This is a genomic window from Bradyrhizobium sp. URHC0002, assembly GCF_054059515.1.
Genome location: NZ_JBSSCF010000001.1, coordinates 5,210,103 through 5,231,178, shown reverse-complemented (window position 1 = coordinate 5,231,178; position 21,076 = coordinate 5,210,103). Strand labels below are relative to the sequence as shown.

The window sequence follows — 21,076 nt, the reverse complement described above, 5'->3', positions numbered from 1 at the left end:
CAACAGAGACCATCATGCAGAAGCATGAACACGGCCACAATTTTAGCCGGTACTTTTACGCAGTGCTTACCAGCGTACGAGCGCGGAACCCCAGGTGAAGCCGCCACCCATGGCTTCGAACAGCACCAGATCGCCTTTCTTGACGCGCCCGTCCTTAACGGCCACCGCGAGCGCCAGCGGGATCGACGCCGCCGACGTGTTGCCGTGCTGATCGACGGTCAGGACCACTTTCTGCGGTGCAATATGAAGCTTGTGCGCTGAAGCATCGATGATTCGCTTGTTGGCCTGATGCGGGATGAACCAGTCGATGTCCTCGGCTGTCAGACCGGTCGCGTTGAAGGCATCGACGATCACGTCGGTGATCATGCCGACAGCGTGCTTAAACACCTCGCGGCCTTCCATCCGCAAAACGCCAACGGTCTGGGTTGAGGACGGGCCGCCATCGACATAGAGCTTCGACTTGTGGCGACCGTCGGAACGCAAATGCGTCGTCAGCACGCCGCGGTCGCTCGATTTGCCCAGCTCCGTCTGCGCCTCCAGCACGACCGCGCCGGCGCCATCGCCGAACAGCACGCAGGTACCGCGGTCGTTCCAATCCAGTATCCGCGAAAAGGTCTCGGCGCCGATCACCAGCGCGCGCTTGTAACTGCCCGCACGCAGGAAATTGTCGGCGGTCGCCAGCGCAAAGACGAAGCCGGAGCAGACCGCTTGCAGATCGAAGGCAGCGCCGTGGTTGATGCCGAGGCCCTCCTGCACCGCGACCGCGGTGGCCGGAAAGGTGTTGTCCGGCGTCGAAGTTGCCAGCACGATCAGGTCGATCGCCTGGGCGTCGAGCCTCGCATGATGCAGCGCCGCACGCGCAGCCTTGATCGCAAGGTGCGAGGTGAACTCGCCCTCGGCGGCAACGTGGCGCTCACGGATGCCGGTGCGCTGCACGATCCACTCGTCGGACGTATCGAGGCGGGTCGCCAACTCGGCATTGGTCAGAATCCGCTCCGGCAAATATGAGCCACAGCCGAGCACGACCGAACGTATTGCAGTCACGACACAACCTCCTGCGCGATCTGCGCCTGTACCAGCGCACTGATCTTGGTGAGGAGATCGCAGCGGACCATCTCATAGCCAACATCAACTGCGTAGGCAAAGCCCTCGGCGTTGATTCCGCCGTGGCTCTTGACAACCACACCCTTCAATCCGAGCAAAACACCACCGTTGGATTTGTTCGGATCGAGCTTGTCCCGGAGCGCCTTGAAGGCACTGCGGGCGAACAGATAGCCGATCTTGGATTGCCAGCTGCTCGCCATTGCGTTGCGCAGAAAATCCGCCATCTGGCGCGCGGTGCCTTCCGCGGCCTTCAACGCGATGTTGCCGCTGAAGCCTTCCGACACAATTACGTCAGCCGCGCCTGCGCCGATCCCGTCGCCCTCGACGAAGCCGATATATTCCAGCTCCGGCAGGTTCATCGCGCGCAGCTGTTCGGAGGCCTTGCGAATCTCCTCGCCGCCCTTGACCTCTTCGACCCCGATATTGAGCAGCCCGACGGTTGGACGCTTCTTGCCGAACAGCACGCTCGCCATTGCGCTGCCCATGACCGCGAGCGACACGAGATGATGCGCATCGCCGCCGATGCTGGCGCCGAGATCGAGTACGACGGAATCGCCGCGCGCCGTCGGCCACACACCGGCAATGGCCGGACGGTCGATGCCGGGCATGGTGTGCAGATGGAAGCGCGCCATCGCCATCAGCGCGCCGGTATTGCCGGCGGAAACCGCCACGTCGGCCTCGCCCTTCTTCACCGCGTCGATGGCAAGCCACATCGACGAGTTCTTGCGGCCGCGGCGCAGCGCCTGGCTCGGCTTGTCGTGCATGCTGACGGTCACATCGGTATGGACCACGCGGGAGGCCTTTTGCAGCGCCGGATATTTCGCAAGCTGCTCGTCGATCTGCTTGCTGTCGCCATAGAGCAGAAATTCGCTGTCGGGATGCCGTTTCAAAGAGATGGCGGCGCCGGGAATGACGACCGATGCGCCGACATCGCCACCCATGGCGTCAAGCGCGATTCGAACCTTTTGCGGCATGAACGTCCCGGAAACCTGATCTCTTGCGGCCCTCGTAGAGCGCGGCCGCGCACTGGAAAGGCACCGCCAAAGCGGTGCTCGGCAAGACGCATCCCCGCGCCCCCGCCGGGCCGGGACAATACCGTGTCCCTGTCCCGACACAACCTCTTGACCACGCTCTTTTGGCGAAAGGCAAGCGCTGTGGCCCGAAATCAAGAATACAGAATATCCCGATATGATTCAATATCTTATGGGGCAAATTTGGCGAGACATCACAACCACCTCAAACCGATGGCGGCTTCGCCGGCCACTTTAACCGCCGGCTAGTTGCCCTTGGGCTTCCTGCTGCCTCGTTTTTTCGGGTCTGCCTTCAACGCCTTGAGCGCCGCGAACGGGTGATCCTCGGGATCGGCAGCTTCAACCACCGGCTCGAAGACGGCGCCGGGTTTGCGCGGATATGGATCGACTGCGAGATACAATGCGTCGGTGGCGACCCGGCCGAGATCGATCACTCCGTGCTCGATCGGCTCGGGCGGATCGGGTGTCTCCTCGTCGCTTTCCTCGGCCTCATCGACCAGCGCGGCCATCTGCGGGATCTGCTCGGGCGGCGCGAAGGTCAGGTCGATCGGCTCATCGATATCGGTCTCGATCTCCTCCAGCGTCACCACGCAGGTCTGTCCGATCCGCGCCCGCACGTGGCCGGCCACGTGAAAGCGGCCGCCGCGCGCTGGCGTGACGTCGAACGAAGCCTGCACCGAAAGCACCTCGCGCAAGCCCCCGACATCGGCCACCGCGTTGCGGGTGGCCTGATCAGCTTCGATATCGCGATGCAGACCCGTCTCCGGTATCTGCGCCACCGCCACGGGGACGCGCCACGGGTCGGGCTTCTCTGTCGTGCCGGTCTTGTCTGTCGTGCCAGTCTTGCTCATTGCTGCGCGCCATTCTCCGGCAAGGGAAACCTGGCCGAACCGCTCGCCACCGCCGCCTCGTCGAGGCTGTCGAGAGCGGCCATCGCGGCCTCGGCATAGGCCGCAAGCAGGCGGGCCTTTTCGATGTTCTCGCCGTTCAGGATATTCTTGCACATCGCCTGCGCCAGTGCCTCGCGGCCCTCCGTCAACGCAAAGTCATAGGCCGCCGTCCGGCCATAGAAAGCTTCGCCGAAGGCCTGCATGCGCTTCGGCACCGTGAGGTCGCCGACCCCCATCTCGCGCAGATTATCGTCCATATCGTTGCAAAAATGGTCGAACAGCCCCTGCGACAGGGCCGCTCCCCCCTCCGCCGACTTCAGGCGCCGTAGGAACAGCCACAAATGCAGCAGAAGCAGGTCAAAACGGCCGTTAACCGTGTCCGGAACCCCAAAGTCCCGATAAAACAACGGTTCTCGCGCCTGCGTCACGATCATGCCATAGATGGCCTCGATGGTGCCGCGCAACGGCGTCCGGGGTTTCCTGAAGTGATTGAACGGCCAAAGCATTGTGGGTTCCGCAAGCGGGCCCTCCAGAATCTTTGCCCGGAGACCACGCGTGTTGCAATTCAGCGTGCTGCCCGGTACGTCAACGCACCGCGCGATGCAAGAGGACGGGCTAATTCCTGAAATGACCGAGATGAGCCACCTGAGCACCAGCGTGCCCTCGCCGCGCCGCCTGACCGCTCGCCAGCGCGGTTTTCGCGCGGTCGCGGCGGTGGCATTGGTCTGTGCGGCCCTCGCCGGCTGCACCGGCGAGCAGTTCCAGAAGGGCTATATCCTGCCGCCCCGCGCGTTGGAGCAGATTCCAATCGGCGCCAGCCAGGATCAGGTGCTGATCGTGATGGGAACGCCCTCGACGGTCGCGACCCTGAACGGCGAGGTATTCTATTACATCTCGCAGCGCTCCGAGCGCAAAGTCGCGTTCATGAACCAGCAGGTCGTCGACCAGCGTGTGATCGCGATCTATTTCGACAAGAACCGCCAAGTGCAGCGGCTCGCCAATTACGGATTGCAGGACGGCAAGATCTTCGACTTCATCAGCCGCACCACGCCGACTTCCGGCCAGGAGCTCAGCTACCTGACGCCGCTCTTCAAGCTGCTCAGCTTTAACTAGCGCTTTCGCTTCTTTAACGAGTACTTGGCCCAGTTCCGGGATGCGGAAATCCTGCGCCAAGTCGCCCGCTTGCTCTCTGCGCGCGTGGTGCCTACGCTTCCTGCAAATAATGGATCAACAGGGAGCGAACTTGTGACGATTAAAGCCATTTCTCGACGCCGCGTTTTGACCGGAGCCGCAGCCGTTTCCGCCGCGGCAATCCTGCCGCGAGCGAGCTACGGTTCCGACTGGCGGCCGACCGAGACCGTGCGTCTCATCGTGCCGGCCGCAGCTGGCGGCAGCACCGACGTGATGGGACGGCTGCTGGCTGCGCATCTGCAGACCGCCTGGGGCCAGTCGGCGGTCGTGGAAAACCGCTCCGGCGGCGGCGGCACCATCGGCACTGCCGAAGCCGTGCGGGGCAAGGCAGACGGCCACGTCATCCTGATCGGCAATCCCGGTCCGAACGCGATCGCCTACAGCATCTTCCGCAACATGACCTACAAGGCCGAGCAGTTGCAGCCGGTTAGCAACATGATCCGGATTCCGAACATCATATCGGCGCATCCGTCCACCGGCATCAAGACGATCCCCGAATTGATCGCCTACATCAAGGCCAATCCGGACAAGTTGACCTACGGCTCCTCCGGCGTCGGGCAGAGCCCTCATCTCACCGGCGCCTGGTTCCTGCAACTCACCAACCTGAAGATGGTGCACGTGCCGTTCCGCGGCGCAGGTCCCGCGCTGCAGGCGGCGCTGGCCGGCGATATCCAGATCCTGTTCGACAACCTCTATCCGACGCTGCCGCAGACGCAGGACGGCAAGCTCACCGCGCTCGCCGTGACGACAACGGAGCGTAGCGCACTGGCGCCGACCGTCCCGACCATGAGGGAGAGCGCCCCCGAACTTTCGAAGTTCGATGTCTCGTCCTGGTTCGGTGTGTTCCTGCCGAAGGCCACGCCCGCTCCCGCCGTCGATGCGCTCAACAAGGAGATCAAGGCGATGCTCGCGCGCGACGACATCAAGACCACCATCGGCAAGATGGGCGCAACTGGCGACTGGGGCACGCCGCAGCAATTTTCCGACTTCGTGCAGGCGGAAACACTGAAATTCGGCGAGATCATCAAGCGCGAAGGCCTGCAGATGGACGCGGGCTGAGGGGCTCCCGTGTTTCGGTCAGGATGATTTGTTGATTTTCTTGATCTTGGCATCGGTGGCTTCAATCGACGTCGCCAATTCCAGGATCGCTTTCGACAGCAATTCGGCGGCCTCCTTCTGATCCTGGGACTTGGAAGCGCGGAGCGCATAGTTTCGGGCGGATGACAGCGACATCGATCAATCTCCATATTGTCCGCCGGTCTTTGCGGATTCGTTGAACATGCTGGCGGTTTAACTGCAACCTGCACAGAATCAAAAACCCCGCGGCTCGCACCGCGGGGTTTTCTTTTCGATGAGCTTCTCGCCGCTCAGTGCGCCAGGATCGCCAGCAGCAGCAGCGCCACGATGTTGGTGATCTTGATCATCGGGTTGACGGCCGGGCCCGCCGTATCCTTGTAGGGATCGCCGACGGTGTCACCGGTGACCGCCGCCTTGTGGGCGTCGGAACCCTTGCCGCCGTAATGGCCGTCCTCGATGTACTTCTTGGCGTTGTCCCAGGCGCCGCCGCCCGAGGTCATCGAGATCGCGACGAACAAACCCGTGACGATCACGCCGAGCAGCATGGCGCCGACGGCGGAGAACGCCGCCGACTTGCCAGCCGCACCGCCACCCGCGATCGCGTAGATCGCGAAGTAGACGAAGATCGGCGACAGCACCGGCAGCAGCGACGGGATGATCATTTCCTTGATCGCCGCCTTGGTCAGCAGGTCGACGGCCTTGCCGTAGTCCGGCTTGTCGGTGCCCTGCATGATGCCGGGCTTCTCGCGGAACTGACGCCGCACTTCCTCGACGATCGCGCCGGCCGCGCGGCCGACCGCCGTCATGCCCATCGCGCCGAACAGATACGGCAGCAGGCCGCCGAACAGCAGGCCGACCACCACGTAGGGGTTGTTGAGCGAGAAGTCGGGCAGCACACCCTGGAAGTACGGAAACTTCGCAGCATTGGCGATGAAGAACTTGAGGTCTTCATTGTAGGCCGCGAACAGCACCAGAGCGCCGAGACCGGCGGAGCCGATCGCGTAGCCCTTGGTGACTGCCTTGGTGGTGTTGCCGACCGCATCGAGCGCGTCGGTCGACTTGCGGACTTCCTTCGGCAGGCCGGCCATTTCGGCGATGCCGCCGGCATTGTCCGTGACCGGGCCGAAGGCGTCCAGCGCCACGATCATGCCGGCCAGCGCCAGCATCGTCGCGGTGGCAATCGCGATGCCGAACAGGCCGGCAAGGCTGTAGGTAATGAGGATGCCGGCGATGATGACCATCGCGGGCATCGCGGTCGATTCCATCGAGATCGCCAGGCCCTGGATCACGTTGGTGCCGTGGCCGGTGACCGAGGACGACGCGATCGACTTCACCGGGCGATAGTCGGTGCCGGTGTAGTATTCGGTGATCCAGATGATCAGGCCGGTGACGGCAAGACCGACGACGCCGCACAAGAACAGCGCCATGCCGGTGTACTTCACGCCCTCCAGCGGGCCGAAACCGATCAGCCAGTTGATGACGGCGGCAACGCCGAGCAGCGACAGCACGCCGGTCGCGATCAGGCCCTTGTACAGCGCGCCCATGATGGACTGGCTGGCACCGAGCTTGACGAAGAAGGTGCCGATGATCGAGGTGATGATGCAGACGCCGCCGATGGCGAGCGGCAGGGTCATCATGTTCACGAGGAGCGGTGAGGTCGCGAAGAAGATCGCGGCGAGCACCATGGTGGCGACCGCGGTCACCGCATAGGTCTCGAACAGGTCGGCCGCCATGCCGGCGCAGTCACCGACGTTGTCGCCGACGTTGTCGGCGATGGTCGCCGGGTTACGCGGATCGTCCTCGGGGATGCCGGCTTCGACCTTGCCGACGAGGTCGCCGCCGACGTCCGCCCCCTTGGTGAAGATGCCGCCGCCGAGACGGGCGAAGATCGAGATCAGCGAGGCGCCGAAGCCGAGCGCCACCAGCGCATCGACGACGACGCGGTCGTTGGCCTTCAGCCCCATGCCATGGGTGAGATAGGCGAAATAGATGGTGACGCCGAGCAGCGCGAGACCGGCAACGAGAAGACCGGTGATCGCACCGGCCTTGAAGGCGAGCTCAAGGCCGCCCGCCAGCGAGGTGGTCGCAGCCTGCGCAGTACGCACGTTGGCGCGAACCGAGACGTTCATGCCGATGAAGCCGGCGGCGCCAGACAGTATCGCGCCGATCAGGAAGCCGATCGCAACCAGCATGCCGAGGAAGTAGGCCAGAAGGGCGAAAATCACGATGCCGACCATGCCGATCGTCATGTACTGGCGCTTGAGATAAGCCTGCGCGCCCTCGGCCACCGCGGCCGCGATTTCCTGCATGCGCGGGTTGCCGGCATCCGATTTCAGAACGGAAGACGTCGCCCAAATGGCGTAAACGATCGAAAGCGCTCCGCAGAGCACAATCACCCATAATGCTGTCATAGAAGTTGCCTCAGATGCTGGTTTTCCGCCCCACGCCATCCCGCGAGCGCGGCCGGCGCATATTATGGAAGCCTTCCCTGCCCAAAAGGGTGGCCTCAAATCGGCGGGACCATGCCAAAATCGTCTCCCCGGCGCAACGCCGCGGAAGCTAAAAACCGTCGATTTTTGAAAGGAATCACCGGTAAAGCACCGGCAAATCGTTGGGCAGGCGAAGCAGGCGCTGGCCTTGGACCCAAAAATACAAGAACCCGCCCAATCCTATCGGGATCGAGCGGGCTCACTAGCCATTCCAGTACATCCGTGAAACGACCGTTTCGAGGCCTTAGACGAGCGACAGGTTTTCCGCGCTCACCTTGCCCCGCATCTTGTCGGTCTTGAGTTCGAACTGAACCTTCTGACCTTCGGCCAGTCCGCCGAGGCCCGCACGCTCGACGGCCGAGATGTGCACGAACACATCCTTGCTACCATCGCTCGGCTCAATGAAACCGAAACCCTTTTGACCGTTGAACCACTTCACTGTTCCCGTAGCCATTTTCTCTTCTCCAAAGCACGTAGGCTTTTAATTCCGCGCGGCGATCGCACGGATTCAAATCCGTTCTCGACGATGTCTCTGGAAGAAGCCCCTTAGGGAGCGCGTTCGAAAAGGCACGACGGTAATCGAATGACGATACACCTACAGGTTTTCCGCGAAATTGCAATGGCTGAAGGGAAAGAAATGCCCGACAGCATTAACGCAGGCACCTTCAGAAATGGCTGTAAGAGAGCCGTTCCAGCACGATTTCCCTGCCCTGCCCGTCGATGAACTTCGGAACCGCGCTACCCGCGACCACCGTTCCGATGGAACTCACGGCGACGCCGGCATGCTCCGCGGCCTGCGAGAAGGCTTCGACGCGATCCTCAGCGACCGTGCACAGTATCTCGTAATCGTCGCCACCGGTGATCAGCGCTTCCAGCCCGACAATCCCTCGCAACACCAGATTGCGCGCGGCACTCGACAGCGGGATCGACACCAGATCAATCACTGCGGATACGCCGGACACGCCGCAGAGCTTCGTAAGATCGCCGGCAAGACCATCCGACACATCCATCGCCGCACTGGCATGGCCGCGAACGATCTCAGCCATGGCCACGCGCGGCTGCGGCACGCGATAGCGCCCGACCAGCGCGTCGCGCGTGGCGATATCGCTTGCCGCGGCGTGGACCTTGCCGCCCTTGAGAACGGCAAGCCCCAGCGCGGCGTCGCCGATCGTGCCCGTCACCATCACGCGCTCGCCGGGTTTTGCGCCACTGCGATGAACCATCTTGCCCGGCGGCAGGCGGCCGAAGGCGGTGACCGAGACCATCAGCGGGCCCGGCGTCGATACGGTGTCTCCGCCCAGCAGTGGACAGGCGAACTGCGCGGCATCCTCACCAAGCGCTGCCGCGAACGGTTTTAGCCAGGCTTCGTCGGCATTGCGGAGCGCCAGCGTCAGCACGAAGCCGGCGGGCTTGGCCCCCTTCGCCGCGAGGTCGCTAAGATTCACCCGCAGTGCCTTGCGCGCGACGGTGTCGGGGGGATCGTCGGGCAGGAAATGCACGCCTTCGACGATGGCGTCCGTCGTCACCACGATATCGTCGCCCCATGGCCTCAACGCCGCGGCGTCGTCGTCGAGGTGGAACGCGCCTGGGTCGGTCGCGATCGGCCGGAAATAGCGCGCGATCAGCGAGTCCTCGCCGGACGCGGGTTTTCCGCTAGCCACGCGCGAACTCGTCGGCGCGGAACTGACGCGCGATCTGGTCGAGCACGGCGTTCACCATGCCGGTCTCTTCCTTTTCGACGAAGGCATGCGCGACGTCGACATATTCGGACACCACCACGCGGCCCGGCACATCCTTGCGGTGTTCCAGCTCATACGAACCGGCCCGCAACACCGCCCGCAAAATCGCGTCGATCCGCTTCAGCGGCCAGCCTTTCTGCAGCGCATCGTCGATCAAGGGATCGAGCTTGGCCTGGTCGCGCACCACGCCGGCCACCACGTCCTTGAAGAACGCAGCCTCCGCCGGCAGATATTTGTCGCCTTCGACCTCGTTGCCGAGCCAGTGGCTTTCGAACTCGGCGAAGATGTCGTTGATCCCGGCACCCGCGATGTCCATCTGGTAGAGCGCCTGCACGGCGGCGAGCCGCGCCGCGCCACGGCGGTTGGCTTTCCGGTCGGGAGCTTTCGCTGGCTTCTTGCTGTCTGCCATCGTCAGGCCTTTGCCAGCCGGCGCTTGATCCGCAGCATCGCGAGTGCCGCACGTGCGGCGTCTCCGCCCTTGTTGAGTTCGCTGGCGCGCGCCCTCGCCCACGCCTGCGCATCGGTATTGACGGTTATGATGCCGTTGCCGAGCGGAAAACCTCTGGCGACCGCGAGATCCATCAGCGCGCGCGAGGATTCGATCGAGACGATTTCGAAATGGATGGTGTCGCCGCGCACCACGCAGCCGAGCGCAATTGCCGCATCATAAGGCTTGCCGTTCTTTTCGGCAGCATCAAGCGCGATCGCGATCGCCGCCGGAATTTCCAGCGCGCCGGGCACCGTGATGACGTCGTGCGTCACGCCGGCCGCCTTGAGCTCGGCAATCGCGCCTTCCAGCAGCGCGTCCTGGATATCGTCATAGAATCGCGCCTCGACGATCAGGGCGCGCGCGCCTGTGATGTCGGTCTGGTCCTTCAGCGGTGCGCGCCGTGCGTCTGCCATTATTCAATCCATCTCCACGCGCTGACAATTTGTACTAACGCCAATTGTCAACATTCGCGCGTTTTAAGCGCCGTATGTCCGCCTGTCACTTCATTTCCGACAGCCGCGCCGCATAGCGGGCCATCAGATCGACCTCGATATTGACCTCGCTGCCTGCGCGCCAGCCGCTGAGCGTGGTGACGCTGAGCGTGTGCGGGATGATCAGCACCGAAAATGCGACATCCTCGACTGTGTTCACCGTCAGCGACACGCCGTCCAGCGTCACCGAGCCCTTGGTGGCGATGAAACGCGCCAGCTCCCGCGTGGTGCGCAGTTCGAACCGCGCCATGTCAGGCAGATCGTCACGCTTGACGATGGTCGCAATGCCATCGGCATGCCCCGCGACAATATGGCCGCCGAGTTCGTCGCCGATCTTCAGCGCGCGCTCGAGATTGAGTTTCGTGCCGTTGACCCAGTGTTTTGCGGTCGTCATGCCGAGCGTCTCCGCGGCGGCGTCGACGTCGAACCAGGTCTTGCCACCTTCGACGCCGGAAGCGACCACCGTCAGGCAGACGCCATTGCAGGCGATCGATGCGCCATCGGCGATGGTGGTCTGGTCGTAGCGGCATGCAATGCGCATGCGGTGCAACTGGCCCTGCGCCGTTGGCGTAAGGCTCGCGATCTCGCCGATGTCGGTGACAATTCCGGTGAACATTTAAACGCGCTCGTAGATGGTGAGGGTGTCGTTGCCGAGGCTTTCGCTAGCACGTGTCTTCAAGGCAGGCGACCCGGTGAGAGCCGACAGCGGCAATGCGTCCAGCGCGGGAATCCCGCTGGTCCCGATGGTTTCAGGCCCGCGTAGCAGCCATACTTCGTCGACCAGGCCGCTGGCGACAAAGGACGCGGCGACCCGCGAGCCGCCTTCCACCATCAGCCTTGTAATGCCCTTGTCGGACAGCGCGTGCAGCACCGCCGGCAGATCCAGCCCGGGCGGCTGCGCGGTCGCCGCAGCGCGCATCACCTGCGCGCCGGCCGCGCCGAGTTTCATGGCGGCGGGGGCTTCGGCGAAATCCGACGTCATGACCCAGAGCGGCGTCTGGCGCGCGGAATGGACCAGCTTGCTGGTGCCGGGCAGCCGTAGCGCGCGATCCAGCACCACCCGCACCGGCGAGCGCGCTTCCATGCCCGGCAGGCGACAGGTCAGAATCGGGTCATCCGCCAGCACGGTGCCGATGCCGACCAGGATGGCATCGCACTGCGCGCGCAACAGGTGCACGCGTGTCTTCGCCGCCTCGCCCGTGATCGCGACCGGCTTGTGGCCGGCGGCGCCGATCTTGCCGTCGGCAGAGACCGCGAGCTTCAGGATCACATGGGGGCGCTTGTCGCGGATGCGGCGGAAATGCCCGGCGTGATCGTGGGCGGCTTCCGCTGCACCCAGGCCAACATCGACGGCGATCCCGGCGGCCCGAAGTTTACCATGCCCCTGCCCGGCCACTTCCGGATTAGGGTCTTCGATCGCCGACACCACGCGCGCAATGCCGGAGGCGATGACCGCATCGACGCATGGCGGCGATTTGCCGAAATGCGAACAGGGCTCCAGCGTCACATAGAGCGTGGCGCCGCGTGCGGCTTCACCGGCACGTCTCAGCGCCTCAGGCTCGGCATGCGGCCGTCCGCCAGGTTGGGTCCAGCCGCGGCCAACGATCACGCCATCCTTGACGACAACGGCGCCGACGGCCGGGTTCGGCCAGGTGCGCCCCAGCCCGCGCCGGCCGAGCGACAGCGCAAGCTGCATGAAGCGCTGGTCCGCGGCACGAGCCTGTTCCTTGGCCTCTTTGGATTTCTGCGCGTACTGGTCTTCCAGAATGCGGAAGATCATTTGCGTAACGTGGCAACCCGCGCGGCGTCTTCGGCGGAGAGTTCGCCGAGCACGGCCTCAAAGTCCTTGGCTTCGCGGAAATTGCGGTACACGGAGGCAAAACGCACATAGGCGACGTCGTCGAGCTGGCGAAGATGCTCCATCACGATCTCGCCGATCGCCTCGGAGGATACTTCCGCCTCGCCGCCGCTTTCGAGTTCGCGCACGATCGCGGAAACCATCTTCTCGACCCGTTCAGGATCGACCGGCCGCTTGCGCAGACTGATCTGCAGCGAGCGCACCAGCTTGTCGCGGTCGAACGGCACCCGGCGGCCGTTGCGCTTGATGACGGTCAGTTCGCGCAGCTGCACCCGCTCGAAGGTCGTGAAACGGAAGTTGCAGGCGATGCACACCCGCCGCCGCCGGATCACGGCCGAATCCTCGGTCGGACGCGAGTCCTTCACCTGCGTATCGAGACTGTTGCAGCTGGGACAGCGCATCCAACGAAGCCTTTACTGATAAATCGGGAAGCGGTCGGTGAGTGCCTTGACGCGTTCCTTGATCGCGGCTTCGACCAGCGGCGCCTTGCCGTCTTCCGACTGCGCCAGCGCGCTCAGCACTTCGGCGATCATGCCGCCGACCTGCTGGAATTCAGCAACGCCGAAGCCGCGCGTGGTCGCCGCCGGCGTACCGAGGCGCAGACCGGAGGTGACGAACGGCTTTTCGGGATCGAAGGGAATGCCGTTCTTGTTGCAGGTGATCGCAGCGCGCACCAGCGCCTTCTCCGACACGTTGCCCTTCAGGCCCTTCGGCCGCAGATCGACCAGCATCAGATGGTTGTCGGTGCCGCCGGAGACGATATCGAAACCGTGGCCGCGCAGCGTTTCCGCCAGCGCCTTGGCGTTTTCGACCACGTTCTTTGCGTAGATCTTGAATTCCGGACGCAGCGCCTCGGCGAAGGCGACGGCCTTGGCGGCGATCACATGCATCAGCGGACCGCCCTGCAGGCCGGGGAAGATCGCCGAATTCAGCTTCTTGGCGATTGCCTCGTCGTTGCAGAGGATCAGGCCGCCGCGCGGGCCGCGCAGCGACTTATGCGTGGTGGTGGTGGTGACGTGGGCATGCGGCACCGGCGAGGCATGGACGCCGCCGGCGACGAGGCCGGCGAAATGCGCCATGTCGACCAGCAGATAGGCACCGACGGAGTCGGCGATCTCGCGAAAGCGCTTGAAGTCCCAGGCACGCGAATACGCCGAACCACCGGCGATGATCAGCTTCGGCTTCACCTGCTCGGCCTGCTTTGCGACCGCATCCATGTCGATGATCTGGTCCTCTCGCCGCACCGTGTAGTGCGAAGCCTTGAACCACTTGCCGGACATGTTGACGGGCGAGCCGTGGGTGAGATGGCCGCCGGCGGCGAGGTCGAGGCCCATGAAGGTATCGCCGGGCTGCAGCAGCGCCAGGAACGTAGCCTGGTTCATCTGGCTGCCGGAGTTCGGCTGCACGTTGGCGAATCCCGCGCCGAACAGTTTCTTGGCGCGCTCGATCGCCAGCGTCTCGGCGACGTCGACCCATTCGCAGCCGCCGTAGTAACGCGCACCCGGATACCCTTCCGCATACTTGTTCGTCATCACCGAACCCTGCGCTTCCAACACCGCCCGGCTGACGATGTTTTCCGACGCGATCAGCTCGATCTCATGCCGCTGGCGGCCGAGTTCGCCCTTGATCGCGGCCGCGATTTCCGGGTCGGCCTCGGCAAGCGTGGCCGTGAAAAACGAGTCGGGCGCGGAAGCGGTTTTGGGGGTGGAGGACGAGGAGGTCATGGCGAAATATCTCCACCGCCGCAGGCCCTTAGGGGCAAGGCGGTCGGCTATGTGTGGCGGTCGAAAGAAGTGCCTGCGAGATACCACATTGCCCGGAATTGGCCAAGCACTTGCGGTACAGGACTGATATTTATGCAAGATATGGTGGGGGGTGAAGGGGTACCTCCTGCTCTCGTCGCCCCGGCCTTGAGCCGGGGCCCATACCCACGGAACGTTATTGGGGGAGAAGGCGTCGACCAAGGTGCCCCTTCCCCGGGCCGCGGCGTATGGGTCCCTGCGTTCGCAGGGACGACACCGAGATTATCACGCAAACCGGTAGGCCCCGCCCTTCTCGACGCTCCGCAGGAACGCCGGCCGGGCGTGCATCCGTCCCAGCCAGGCCGCGAGGTTCGGGTATGGGTCCAGCTTCCCGAACACTTTTGCCATCTCGCCGACGAAGCTCATCTGGATGTCGGCGCCGGTCAGCGACGGCCCGACAAAGTACTCCCGCCCCTTCAGTGCGCCGTCGACATAGCCGAGGTGGTTGGCAAGCTCGCTGTCGATGCGCGGATGCAGTGGCGCACCGGCTTCCTTCAGCCGGGACACGTAGAGGTTCAGCATCAGCGGCAACATCGCCGAGCCCTCCGAATAATGCATCCACTCGTTGTAGGCCTCAAAGTCCGCGCTTCCCGGCGCCGGCATCATCGCGCCCTTACCGTAGCGGCGGATGATGTAATCGACGATGGCGCCGGATTCGGCGATCGTCGTATCGCCGTCGGTGATGACGGGCGACTTGCCGAGCGGATGGATCTTTGCGAGCTCCGGCGGCGCCAGCCGGGTCTCGGCGTTGCGCTGATAGCGCTTCATCTCATAGGGCGTGCCCAGTTCCTCCAGCAGCCACATAATTCGCTGCGAGCGGGAGTCGTTGAGGTGATGAAGCGTGAGCATGGGGTTTCCTCTGGTTGTTCTTGGGCGGCCGGAGCCAAACCTGTCATTGCGAGCGTAGCGAAGCAATCCATCTTCTCGCTTGTAGCACTGATGTGACCTCGCCTTCTCGCGACGCATTGCATCCGAGGTTTGATCTTCGTGTGCCCTCCTCGAAAATCAGAGGGCGCAGGGAGGCATCATTTGAAATGCGCCCGACGTGATCCAGTTCACAGTTGAATGCTTCGGCTGGGTCCATAAACGCTCAGGGCCGACAGATGGATTTCGCAAATGTCTGAATCACGCTCACATTGCGAGCACAAGACTAAATCGAACCGCTGGCTGAAAACGGCCTTCCTGATCTATGGAATGATGGTCGTCGGCCTGCTCGGATTCTTTATCGTATTTCCAGATACCAAGATCCATGGAACGCAGGGCGAAGGCACGTCCATCCAAACCGCAGCGAAGGCGGTTAGATATGAGGCCGTGATCGCTAACTGGAACCGGTATCGCAACAAAGACGCGAGGGCGGACGCGCGCTGAAACAAGCGGGTCTGGCTCAATCGAGGAGCAGGCGACCGACAGGTTCGGCGCGATCTCTGCCGCCTTTGACGACGACGATCTCGCCGCTGGCCAGCCAGGCACCGGTCAGCGCCTGAATGTTCGCACCGTGGGTTACGACAAGGAGGTTTCCGCGCGCGGTCCATTTGGCGATGAGCGCACGGGCACCCACGGCAAGCGTCTCCCTCTGATCTCGCAGCACCACGACATTGCCGAATGTCGCCTCGGTTTCGACCATCCCGAGATTGAGAAGCTTGGCGGTATCGATGCATCGGCACCACGGCGAACTCAGGATTTTCTCGAACGCAATCCCCTCCGACTGGAGCCCCGCGCCGATCTTTGCCGCATCCGCCCGCCCCTTTTCGCTGAGGTTGCGCTGCGTGGCGCAATCATCGACGCGGAAGCCTGGCGGATCCCCAACACCACCCGGCGCATCGGCATGGCGCATCAGCGCGACGTGGCCGCCTGCCCGCAACGCCTTCCATGCATTGGCCGCGTCATCGGCGCCGGCGACCTCTGCCGTGATGCAGAAGCCGAGAAGGGCCGTGAAGATGACGAAGCGCATGCGGCGCATGGCGGCAGATCTCGAAAAAGCAGGCAGTCATGCGCCCGCTCAACTTTTATGCGGTAAGCATCGCTTCCAGCATTTCCACGGTCAAGACATGCCGCGAAAGCCGCTTACAGCCCCGTATATCCCGCCTTCACCGGATCGCTGCTGCCGTCGAGCTGGCGCAAATAGGTCAGCCCGCACACCGTGAGCCGGTGCGGATCCTTCTCGCCCGCTTCCACCAGCGTGGTGAGATATTCCGTCACCTTGGCGCGCGCCTCGTCGTTGGCTGCGGCGGTGCGGTTCACCAGCAGGTCATAGGTCTGCATGATGCGGTCGATCGCGGCTTCCATCGGCTTCTCCTGAATTGCGTGATGCGGGTGATGCGGTCAGGCAGGTAGACGCGCTTCGAATTCGGAAATCGCCTTGTTGGCGAGCCGGAGCTTGTTGAATTCACCGCGCTGGAACATGTTGACGATGATTTCGAGCAGCCGCTCGTCGGTCACGATGCTATCGGCAATGGCGCCGGTCTTGCAGAGGTAGTTCGACGCGATGGCATAGGCATCGCCCACCACCTCGAAGTTCATGACCTGAATTCCGCGCTCGATCAGCATGCCTCACCTGTTCCGTGACAGTGCTGACAATGCGCCAAGTGCGCGATGGTTCCATCTTTTTGGAACCCGATCGTTTTCGCAGCAAAAACCGGCACTTCGGCCTGGTTTCACGCCGAAATCGGCAGCTCGGTCTCGGGATCGAAGAAATGCAGACGGCCGGCCTGCGCCGAAAGGCGGACCTGGTCGCCGCGCGCGATGGCGGTTTCCGCGGGCACCCGGGCCGCGGTAACGCTGGCGACGCCTACCCTCGTTTCCAGCAGGATCTCGGAGCCGAGCTGCTCAACCACGTCGACGCGGGCATCGAAACCAAGGCCCGGGGCGCCGCTGCCGAGTGTGAGGTGCTCCGGCCGTACGCCCAGGATCACGCGGCGACCGCTGTGGGCCGCGAGCGCCGACGCGTCCGCAGGCCCCACCGTGAGCCGCAGACCTTCTGCCTCGACCGACGTCACACCCGCTGCGCTGCGCACGGTGACCTCGATAAAATTCATCGCGGGCGCGCCGATGAAGCCCGCGACGAACTTGTTGGCCGGCTTGCCATACACCTGCAGCGGCGTGCCGATCTGCTGAACCCGGCCGTCGCGCATGATCACGACGCGGTCGCCGAGCGTCATGGCCTCGACCTGGTCGTGGGTCACGAATACCGACGTGGTCGGAATCGCTGCATGCAGGCGCTTGATCTCGATGCGCATCTGCGCGCGCAGCTTGGCATCCAGATTGGACAGCGGCTCGTCGAACAAAAACACCTGCGGATTGCGCACGATGCAACGGCCGAGCGCAACGCGCTGCTGCTGGCCGCCGGACAATTGTTTCGGCTTGCGCTGCAACAGTTCGTGCAGCCCGAGCATGCTGGCGGCCCGGTCGATCGCCGCCTTGATCTCGGCCTCAGCCGTTTTCTTGTTGCGCAGGCCGAAGGCAAGATTGTCGTAGACGCTCATATGCTGGTAGAGCGCGTAGTTCTGGAACACCATGGCGATATCGCGGTCGCGCGGCGGCAGATTGTTCACCAGCCGATCGCCGATCCGGATGTCGCCGCTAGAGATGTCCTCCAGCCCCGCAATCATGCGCAGCGTCGTCGACTTGCCGCAGCCGGACGGGCCGACCAGCGCCACGAACTCCTTGTCGGCAATCTCGAGATCGACGTCCTTCACGGCGTGGAACAGCGAGCCATAATGCTTGTTGAGCTTGCTGAGTGAAATTGCTGCCATTGCCCCGCCGCACCTAAACTTGAAGTTGACCTAAAAAACAATCCCGCCGCGACGTGCCGCGGCGGGATGCTTGCTTTCGACTATTGCGCGGCCTTGCTGACCAGCGGCGCACCCTCGGCCAGCACCTTCGAGATATCCTCGCGCTTGCCGGTGACGGCTTTGGTGACGGTGTCGTTGAACGCCTTGTGCACGGCGGGCCATTGCGGGAAGTAATAGGCGCCGCGCACTTTGTCCGGCGAATCCAGCACCGATTCCTTCAACAGCTTCATGAACGAATCTTCCGCCGCGATTTCCGCCCAGAACTCGGTGTTGGGCGGTGGCGCGCCGGTCGCCTTGAACAGCTTCTTCTGGCCTTCCTTGTCGACCATCATGGCTTCCAGCATCTCCTTGGCGAGCTTCTTGCGCTCCGGCGCGATCGACTTCGGGATCGCCCAGCCCCAGATATCGTCCCAGGCGAACGGCCTGGCCCGGTTGGGACCGAGCGGGAAGCGCGTGGCGGCCACCTTGCCCGCGATTTTCGACTTGGCCGGATCGTTGAACGTGCCCCACCACAGCGAGTCCGCCACGGTGAATGCTGCATCGCCGGACATGAATACGGCGTTGGCTTCGTTGCGGTCGTAGGCCGGCATGCCGCGCGGCACGATCTTGTGGGTGTTGATCGCATCCCACCAGTATTCGACAGTCTCCTGCATGCACGGCTCGGTCATGCCCGATTTCCAGCCGGCCGCGGCGAGCTTCGCATTGTCGCGCTCATAGGGCGGCATCAGCACGTCGCAATTGTTGCCCCACATCGACCAGAGCCAGCTGAACCAGCTGTTGTTCATCGACATGCCGCCGACATAGCCGAACTTGACCTTGCCGTCCGCCTGCAGCTTCTTGCTCGCGGTGACGAGTTCAGCCAGCGTCTTCGGCACCTCCTCCGGCTTGACGAGGTCGGAGCGGTAGAAGAACACGCTAAAGGTCTGTCCCATCGGCACGACCGTGTTCTGGCCCTGCGCGTTGGCGAACACCACCGGCGCCATGCTCCATTTGTCGGCAAATTTGTTGGCCGCGACGTCGTCGGTCGGCTCCAGCAAATGCGCCCAGGTCTGGCCCCAATCGTCATTGTGCCAGATCACGTCGTACTGATCCGAGTTCGAGGTCAGCGATGCCGTCATCTTCTCGACATAGACGCCGTAGGAATTCGGCACCTTGACGATCTTGACGCCATTCTTGGCGCCCCAGGCCTCGAACATCGCAATTGAGGCATCCTGGATCGGGCTCGGCTGATAGCCGATCCGAAGCTCCTTCACCTGCGCCGCGGCACCGCTGGTCGCAGCCACCAAGGCCGCGGTCGCCGCCACGAACCATCTCGCCAGTCCCTGCATAGCTTCTCCTCCCATTTTTTGTCGTTGTGTCGTGTCTCGGTCTTTCCTTGCCTAAATCCTCAAACCCCTGATCACGTATTTCTGGCCGAACAGCGCGATCAGGAACGCCGGCACCAGCGCCATCACGGCGGTCGCCGCCATCAGATTCCAGCGCAGCCCCATCTCGGTGACGAACTGCGCCATCACGACCGTGATCATCGGCACGCGATTGCCGGTCAGGATCAGCGCAAACAGGAATTCGTTCCAGGTGAACAGCCAGCACAGCACCGCGAGCGCCGAGATCGCCGGCAGCGCCGACGGCACCGCGACGCGGATGAAGGCTCCCCACCGCGTGCAGCCGTCGATCATCGCGGCGTATTCCATCGACGGGTCGATGCCGTCGAAGAAGCCCTTCATCAGCCACGAGAAGAAGCAGATATGCACCGCGACATGCGGCAGCAGCAGCCCGGTATAGGTGTCGTAGATGCCCCAGCTTTGCGCCACGAAATACAGCGGCAGCACCCAGGAGATGTAGGGCACGCAGCGGAACACATAGATCGTTCCAAACCAGATCCGGGAGGCCGGCCCGGTGAAGCGCGACAGCATGTAGCCGCTCGAGACCGTCACCAGCAGCGAGAACACCGTCGCCAGCGTCGAGATCAGCGCGCTGTTGAGGAAGGCTCCGACAATCCGCTCATCGCTCAGCACCTCGGCGAAGCTGCCGAGCGTGAATTCAGTGCCGCGATGGACGTAATAGACGCCGGATTCCGGCCGCAGCGAGGTCAGGATCAGCCATAGCACAGGAAAGGCGAACGCAAAGCAGGCCGCAGCGAGCGCCAGCGCGAACAGCGTCTTGCGGCCCATCGCCGGCAGCCACGGCAGGAATTCGGAACGGCTCACCATGGGCATCGGGTCAGGCCTTTGCGATGCGGTCGACGAGGCGATAGAGCACCACGCCGATCACGAGGATGATGAGCCCGCCGATGATGGCCGCTGCCGAACCGCGGCCGAGATCGAGGTTGAGGAAGGCGTGCACATAGGCATACAGGCTGAACAATTCCGTCGAGCGCCCGGGCCCGCCGCCGGTCAGCGTCCACACGATGTCGAAAGTGCGGAAGGCGTCGATGGCGCGGATCACCACGCAGACCACGATCACCGGGCGCAGCATCGGCAGCGTCAGGAAACGAAACACGCGCCAGGTCGTGGTGCCGTCGATCGCAGCCGCCTCGAACGGCTCCTTCGGCAAGCTCTGCAGGCCGGCCAGCAGCAGCAGCGTGAACCACGGCGTCCACAACCAGATGTCGGTCAAAAGGATGATGCCGAAGGCGCTCCAGCGCTGCACCAGCCAGGGCTGCCCTTCGAGGCCGATCGCTTCCAGCACCACGTTGACGATGCCGAACTGGTCGTTGAAGATCCAGCGGATCATGATCGCGGCGACGACCGGGGCGACCATCAGCGGCACCAGCAGGATCGTCTGCACCAGCTTTTGTCCGCGAAACGGACGGTTGAGCAGCAGCGCGAGCGCCAGCCCCGCCACCAGCGCTCCGGCGACGCTGAGCACCATGAACAGGAAGGTGTTCGGCAGCACCACGTAGAGGAACGCCGGATCCGTTATCACGGCGACATAGTGGTCGAAGCCGATCCAGGTCTTTTTGGGATTATAAAGCGCCCAGTTGCGAAAGCTGGCGTTGGCGCCGATCACGATCGGCACGACCTGAAACAGCAGCATCAACAGCGCAGCCGGCGCGATCAGCAGCAGCACGAAGCGCTGTTGCTCGCCAAACATGGGACGCCGCGATGCCGACAAGCCCGTTTT

Annotated in this window: 25 protein-coding genes; 3 read left to right on the top strand and 22 right to left on the bottom strand. The window is 63.4% G+C overall.

What is annotated here, in order from left to right; all coding sequences use genetic code 11:
• Positions 1-66 precede the first annotated feature (66 nt).
• The 4 genes from ACVWVY_RS25465 to ACVWVY_RS25450 form a co-directional block, all read right to left on the bottom strand.
• Complete coding sequence (locus tag ACVWVY_RS25465) at positions 67-1,044, bottom strand: beta-ketoacyl-ACP synthase III (RefSeq protein ID WP_456628944.1); 978 nt, start codon at positions 1,042-1,044, stop codon at positions 67-69.
• A complete protein-coding gene (gene plsX, locus ACVWVY_RS25460; protein WP_456628943.1) occupies positions 1,041-2,078 on the bottom strand; it encodes a phosphate acyltransferase PlsX in 1,038 nt (345 codons plus the stop codon). The genes ACVWVY_RS25465 and plsX overlap by 4 nt, the downstream gene beginning before the upstream one ends.
• 302 nt (positions 2,079-2,380) lie before the next feature.
• A complete protein-coding gene (locus ACVWVY_RS25455) occupies positions 2,381-2,986 on the bottom strand; it encodes a YceD family protein (protein ID WP_456628942.1) in 606 nt (201 codons plus the stop codon).
• Complete coding sequence (locus tag ACVWVY_RS25450; RefSeq protein WP_456628941.1) at positions 2,983-3,531, bottom strand: ubiquinol-cytochrome C chaperone family protein; 549 nt, start codon at positions 3,529-3,531, stop codon at positions 2,983-2,985. The genes ACVWVY_RS25455 and ACVWVY_RS25450 overlap by 4 nt, the downstream gene beginning before the upstream one ends.
• Positions 3,532-3,652: 121 nt before the next feature.
• Here ACVWVY_RS25450 and ACVWVY_RS25445 point away from each other — a divergent pair, with 121 nt between their 5' ends.
• Both ACVWVY_RS25445 and ACVWVY_RS25440 read left to right on the top strand, forming a co-directional pair.
• The gene (locus ACVWVY_RS25445) at positions 3,653-4,138 is read left to right on the top strand and encodes an outer membrane protein assembly factor BamE (protein ID WP_456632307.1); all 486 of its coding nucleotides are present in this window, start codon (positions 3,653-3,655) and stop codon (positions 4,136-4,138) included.
• 132 nt (positions 4,139-4,270) lie between these two features.
• Complete coding sequence (locus ACVWVY_RS25440; protein ID WP_456628940.1) at positions 4,271-5,275, top strand: Bug family tripartite tricarboxylate transporter substrate binding protein; 1,005 nt, start codon at positions 4,271-4,273, stop codon at positions 5,273-5,275.
• 18 nt (positions 5,276-5,293) lie between these two features.
• On the opposite strand, the gene ACVWVY_RS25435 is transcribed toward ACVWVY_RS25440, so the two are convergent.
• From ACVWVY_RS25435 to ACVWVY_RS25385, 11 genes are all read right to left on the bottom strand, one after another.
• Positions 5,294-5,449, bottom strand: a complete 156-nt coding sequence (locus tag ACVWVY_RS25435) for a hypothetical protein (RefSeq protein ID WP_247522415.1) — start codon at positions 5,447-5,449, stop codon at positions 5,294-5,296.
• Positions 5,450-5,583: 134 nt separating this feature from the next.
• Positions 5,584-7,704: a sodium-translocating pyrophosphatase gene (locus tag ACVWVY_RS25430; RefSeq protein ID WP_456628939.1), complete on the bottom strand. Its 2,121-nt coding sequence runs from the start codon at positions 7,702-7,704 to the stop codon at positions 5,584-5,586.
• Positions 7,705-8,026: 322 nt separating this feature from the next.
• Positions 8,027-8,236, bottom strand: a complete 210-nt coding sequence (locus tag ACVWVY_RS25425) for a cold-shock protein (protein ID WP_028345703.1) — start codon at positions 8,234-8,236, stop codon at positions 8,027-8,029.
• Between the two features lie 211 nt (positions 8,237-8,447).
• Positions 8,448-9,443, bottom strand: coding sequence for a thiamine-phosphate kinase (gene thiL / locus ACVWVY_RS25420; RefSeq protein ID WP_456628938.1), 996 nt, complete (start codon positions 9,441-9,443; stop codon positions 8,448-8,450).
• A complete protein-coding gene (gene nusB, locus ACVWVY_RS25415) occupies positions 9,436-9,930 on the bottom strand; it encodes a transcription antitermination factor NusB (RefSeq protein ID WP_456628937.1) in 495 nt (164 codons plus the stop codon). Before nusB ends, thiL begins: the two co-directional genes overlap by 8 nt.
• 2 nt (positions 9,931-9,932) lie before the next feature.
• On the bottom strand, positions 9,933-10,424 hold the full coding sequence (gene ribH, locus ACVWVY_RS25410) for a 6,7-dimethyl-8-ribityllumazine synthase (protein WP_456628936.1): 492 nt from the start codon (positions 10,422-10,424) through the stop codon (positions 9,933-9,935).
• Positions 10,425-10,509: 85 nt separating this feature from the next.
• Complete coding sequence (locus ACVWVY_RS25405; protein WP_456628935.1) at positions 10,510-11,118, bottom strand: riboflavin synthase; 609 nt, start codon at positions 11,116-11,118, stop codon at positions 10,510-10,512.
• Positions 11,119-12,282: a bifunctional diaminohydroxyphosphoribosylaminopyrimidine deaminase/5-amino-6-(5-phosphoribosylamino)uracil reductase RibD gene (gene ribD, locus ACVWVY_RS25400; RefSeq protein WP_456628934.1), complete on the bottom strand. Its 1,164-nt coding sequence runs from the start codon at positions 12,280-12,282 to the stop codon at positions 11,119-11,121.
• Positions 12,279-12,761: a transcriptional regulator NrdR gene (gene nrdR / locus ACVWVY_RS25395; protein ID WP_057849401.1), complete on the bottom strand. Its 483-nt coding sequence runs from the start codon at positions 12,759-12,761 to the stop codon at positions 12,279-12,281. Before nrdR ends, ribD begins: the two co-directional genes overlap by 4 nt.
• 12 nt (positions 12,762-12,773) lie before the next feature.
• Positions 12,774-14,084 carry a serine hydroxymethyltransferase gene (gene glyA, locus ACVWVY_RS25390; RefSeq protein ID WP_456628933.1) on the bottom strand — a complete coding sequence of 437 codons (1,311 nt, stop codon included), beginning with the start codon at positions 14,082-14,084 and terminating at the stop codon, positions 12,774-12,776.
• 303 nt (positions 14,085-14,387) lie between these two features.
• A complete protein-coding gene (locus ACVWVY_RS25385) occupies positions 14,388-15,011 on the bottom strand; it encodes a glutathione S-transferase family protein (protein WP_456628932.1) in 624 nt (207 codons plus the stop codon).
• Positions 15,012-15,278: 267 nt separating this feature from the next.
• Between ACVWVY_RS25385 and ACVWVY_RS25380 the strand changes: the two genes are divergently transcribed.
• Entirely contained in the window at positions 15,279-15,530 is a 252-nt protein-coding gene (locus ACVWVY_RS25380) for a hypothetical protein (RefSeq protein WP_456628931.1), read from the top strand.
• 16 nt (positions 15,531-15,546) lie between these two features.
• Here the strand turns inward: ACVWVY_RS25380 and ACVWVY_RS25375 are convergent, their stop codons facing one another.
• The 7 genes from ACVWVY_RS25375 to ACVWVY_RS25345 all read right to left on the bottom strand — a co-directional run bounded on the left by ACVWVY_RS25375 (position 15,547) and on the right by ACVWVY_RS25345 (position 21,046).
• Positions 15,547-16,122, bottom strand: a complete 576-nt coding sequence (locus tag ACVWVY_RS25375; protein WP_456628930.1) for a histidine phosphatase family protein — start codon at positions 16,120-16,122, stop codon at positions 15,547-15,549.
• Positions 16,123-16,226: 104 nt separating this feature from the next.
• Positions 16,227-16,448: a hypothetical protein gene (locus tag ACVWVY_RS25370; protein ID WP_456628929.1), complete on the bottom strand. Its 222-nt coding sequence runs from the start codon at positions 16,446-16,448 to the stop codon at positions 16,227-16,229.
• 36 nt (positions 16,449-16,484) lie between these two features.
• Positions 16,485-16,709, bottom strand: a complete 225-nt coding sequence (locus ACVWVY_RS25365; protein ID WP_456628928.1) for a hypothetical protein — start codon at positions 16,707-16,709, stop codon at positions 16,485-16,487.
• A 107-nt stretch (positions 16,710-16,816) separates the two neighbouring features.
• Positions 16,817-17,914, bottom strand: a complete 1,098-nt coding sequence (locus ACVWVY_RS25360) for an ABC transporter ATP-binding protein (RefSeq protein ID WP_456628927.1) — start codon at positions 17,912-17,914, stop codon at positions 16,817-16,819.
• 80 nt (positions 17,915-17,994) lie between these two features.
• Entirely contained in the window at positions 17,995-19,281 is a 1,287-nt protein-coding gene (locus ACVWVY_RS25355) for an ABC transporter substrate-binding protein (RefSeq protein WP_456628926.1), read from the bottom strand.
• A 51-nt stretch (positions 19,282-19,332) separates the two neighbouring features.
• Positions 19,333-20,163 (bottom strand): carbohydrate ABC transporter permease, encoded by an 831-nt coding sequence (locus tag ACVWVY_RS25350; protein WP_456632306.1) that lies wholly within the window; start codon positions 20,161-20,163, stop codon positions 19,333-19,335.
• Between the two features lie 10 nt (positions 20,164-20,173).
• Positions 20,174-21,046 carry a carbohydrate ABC transporter permease gene (locus ACVWVY_RS25345; RefSeq protein WP_456628925.1) on the bottom strand — a complete coding sequence of 291 codons (873 nt, stop codon included), beginning with the start codon at positions 21,044-21,046 and terminating at the stop codon, positions 20,174-20,176.
• Positions 21,047-21,076 lie beyond the last annotated feature (30 nt).

Bases quoted from the DNA above. Each gene is read 5' to 3' on its own strand.
- plsX (WP_456628943.1), bottom strand. From the start codon at position 2,078: ATGCCGCAAAAGGTTCGAATCGCGCTTGACGCCATGGGTGGCGATGTC.
- ACVWVY_RS25455 (WP_456628942.1), bottom strand. From the start codon at position 2,986: ATGAGCAAGACTGGCACGACAGACAAGACCGGCACGACAGAGAAGCCC.
- ACVWVY_RS25450 (WP_456628941.1), bottom strand. From the start codon at position 3,531: ATGCTTTGGCCGTTCAATCACTTCAGGAAACCCCGGACGCCGTTGCGC.
- ACVWVY_RS25445 (WP_456632307.1), top strand. From the start codon at position 3,653: ATGACCGAGATGAGCCACCTGAGCACCAGCGTGCCCTCGCCGCGCCGC.
- ACVWVY_RS25435 (WP_247522415.1), bottom strand. From the start codon at position 5,449: ATGTCGCTGTCATCCGCCCGAAACTATGCGCTCCGCGCTTCCAAGTCC.
- ACVWVY_RS25430 (WP_456628939.1), bottom strand. From the start codon at position 7,704: ATGACAGCATTATGGGTGATTGTGCTCTGCGGAGCGCTTTCGATCGTT.
- ACVWVY_RS25425 (WP_028345703.1), bottom strand. From the start codon at position 8,236: ATGGCTACGGGAACAGTGAAGTGGTTCAACGGTCAAAAGGGTTTCGGT.
- nusB (WP_456628937.1), bottom strand. From the start codon at position 9,930: ATGGCAGACAGCAAGAAGCCAGCGAAAGCTCCCGACCGGAAAGCCAAC.
- ribH (WP_456628936.1), bottom strand. From the start codon at position 10,424: ATGGCAGACGCACGGCGCGCACCGCTGAAGGACCAGACCGACATCACA.
- ACVWVY_RS25405 (WP_456628935.1), bottom strand. From the start codon at position 11,118: ATGTTCACCGGAATTGTCACCGACATCGGCGAGATCGCGAGCCTTACG.
- ribD (WP_456628934.1), bottom strand. From the start codon at position 12,282: ATGATCTTCCGCATTCTGGAAGACCAGTACGCGCAGAAATCCAAAGAG.
- nrdR (WP_057849401.1), bottom strand. From the start codon at position 12,761: ATGCGCTGTCCCAGCTGCAACAGTCTCGATACGCAGGTGAAGGACTCG.
- glyA (WP_456628933.1), bottom strand. From the start codon at position 14,084: ATGACCTCCTCGTCCTCCACCCCCAAAACCGCTTCCGCGCCCGACTCG.
- ACVWVY_RS25385 (WP_456628932.1), bottom strand. From the start codon at position 15,011: ATGCTCACGCTTCATCACCTCAACGACTCCCGCTCGCAGCGAATTATG.
- ACVWVY_RS25380 (WP_456628931.1), top strand. From the start codon at position 15,279: ATGTCTGAATCACGCTCACATTGCGAGCACAAGACTAAATCGAACCGC.
- ACVWVY_RS25375 (WP_456628930.1), bottom strand. From the start codon at position 16,122: ATGCGCCGCATGCGCTTCGTCATCTTCACGGCCCTTCTCGGCTTCTGC.
- ACVWVY_RS25370 (WP_456628929.1), bottom strand. From the start codon at position 16,448: ATGGAAGCCGCGATCGACCGCATCATGCAGACCTATGACCTGCTGGTG.
- ACVWVY_RS25365 (WP_456628928.1), bottom strand. From the start codon at position 16,709: ATGCTGATCGAGCGCGGAATTCAGGTCATGAACTTCGAGGTGGTGGGC.
- ACVWVY_RS25360 (WP_456628927.1), bottom strand. From the start codon at position 17,914: ATGGCAGCAATTTCACTCAGCAAGCTCAACAAGCATTATGGCTCGCTG.
- ACVWVY_RS25355 (WP_456628926.1), bottom strand. From the start codon at position 19,281: ATGCAGGGACTGGCGAGATGGTTCGTGGCGGCGACCGCGGCCTTGGTG.
- ACVWVY_RS25350 (WP_456632306.1), bottom strand. From the start codon at position 20,163: ATGGTGAGCCGTTCCGAATTCCTGCCGTGGCTGCCGGCGATGGGCCGC.
- ACVWVY_RS25345 (WP_456628925.1), bottom strand. From the start codon at position 21,046: ATGTTTGGCGAGCAACAGCGCTTCGTGCTGCTGCTGATCGCGCCGGCT.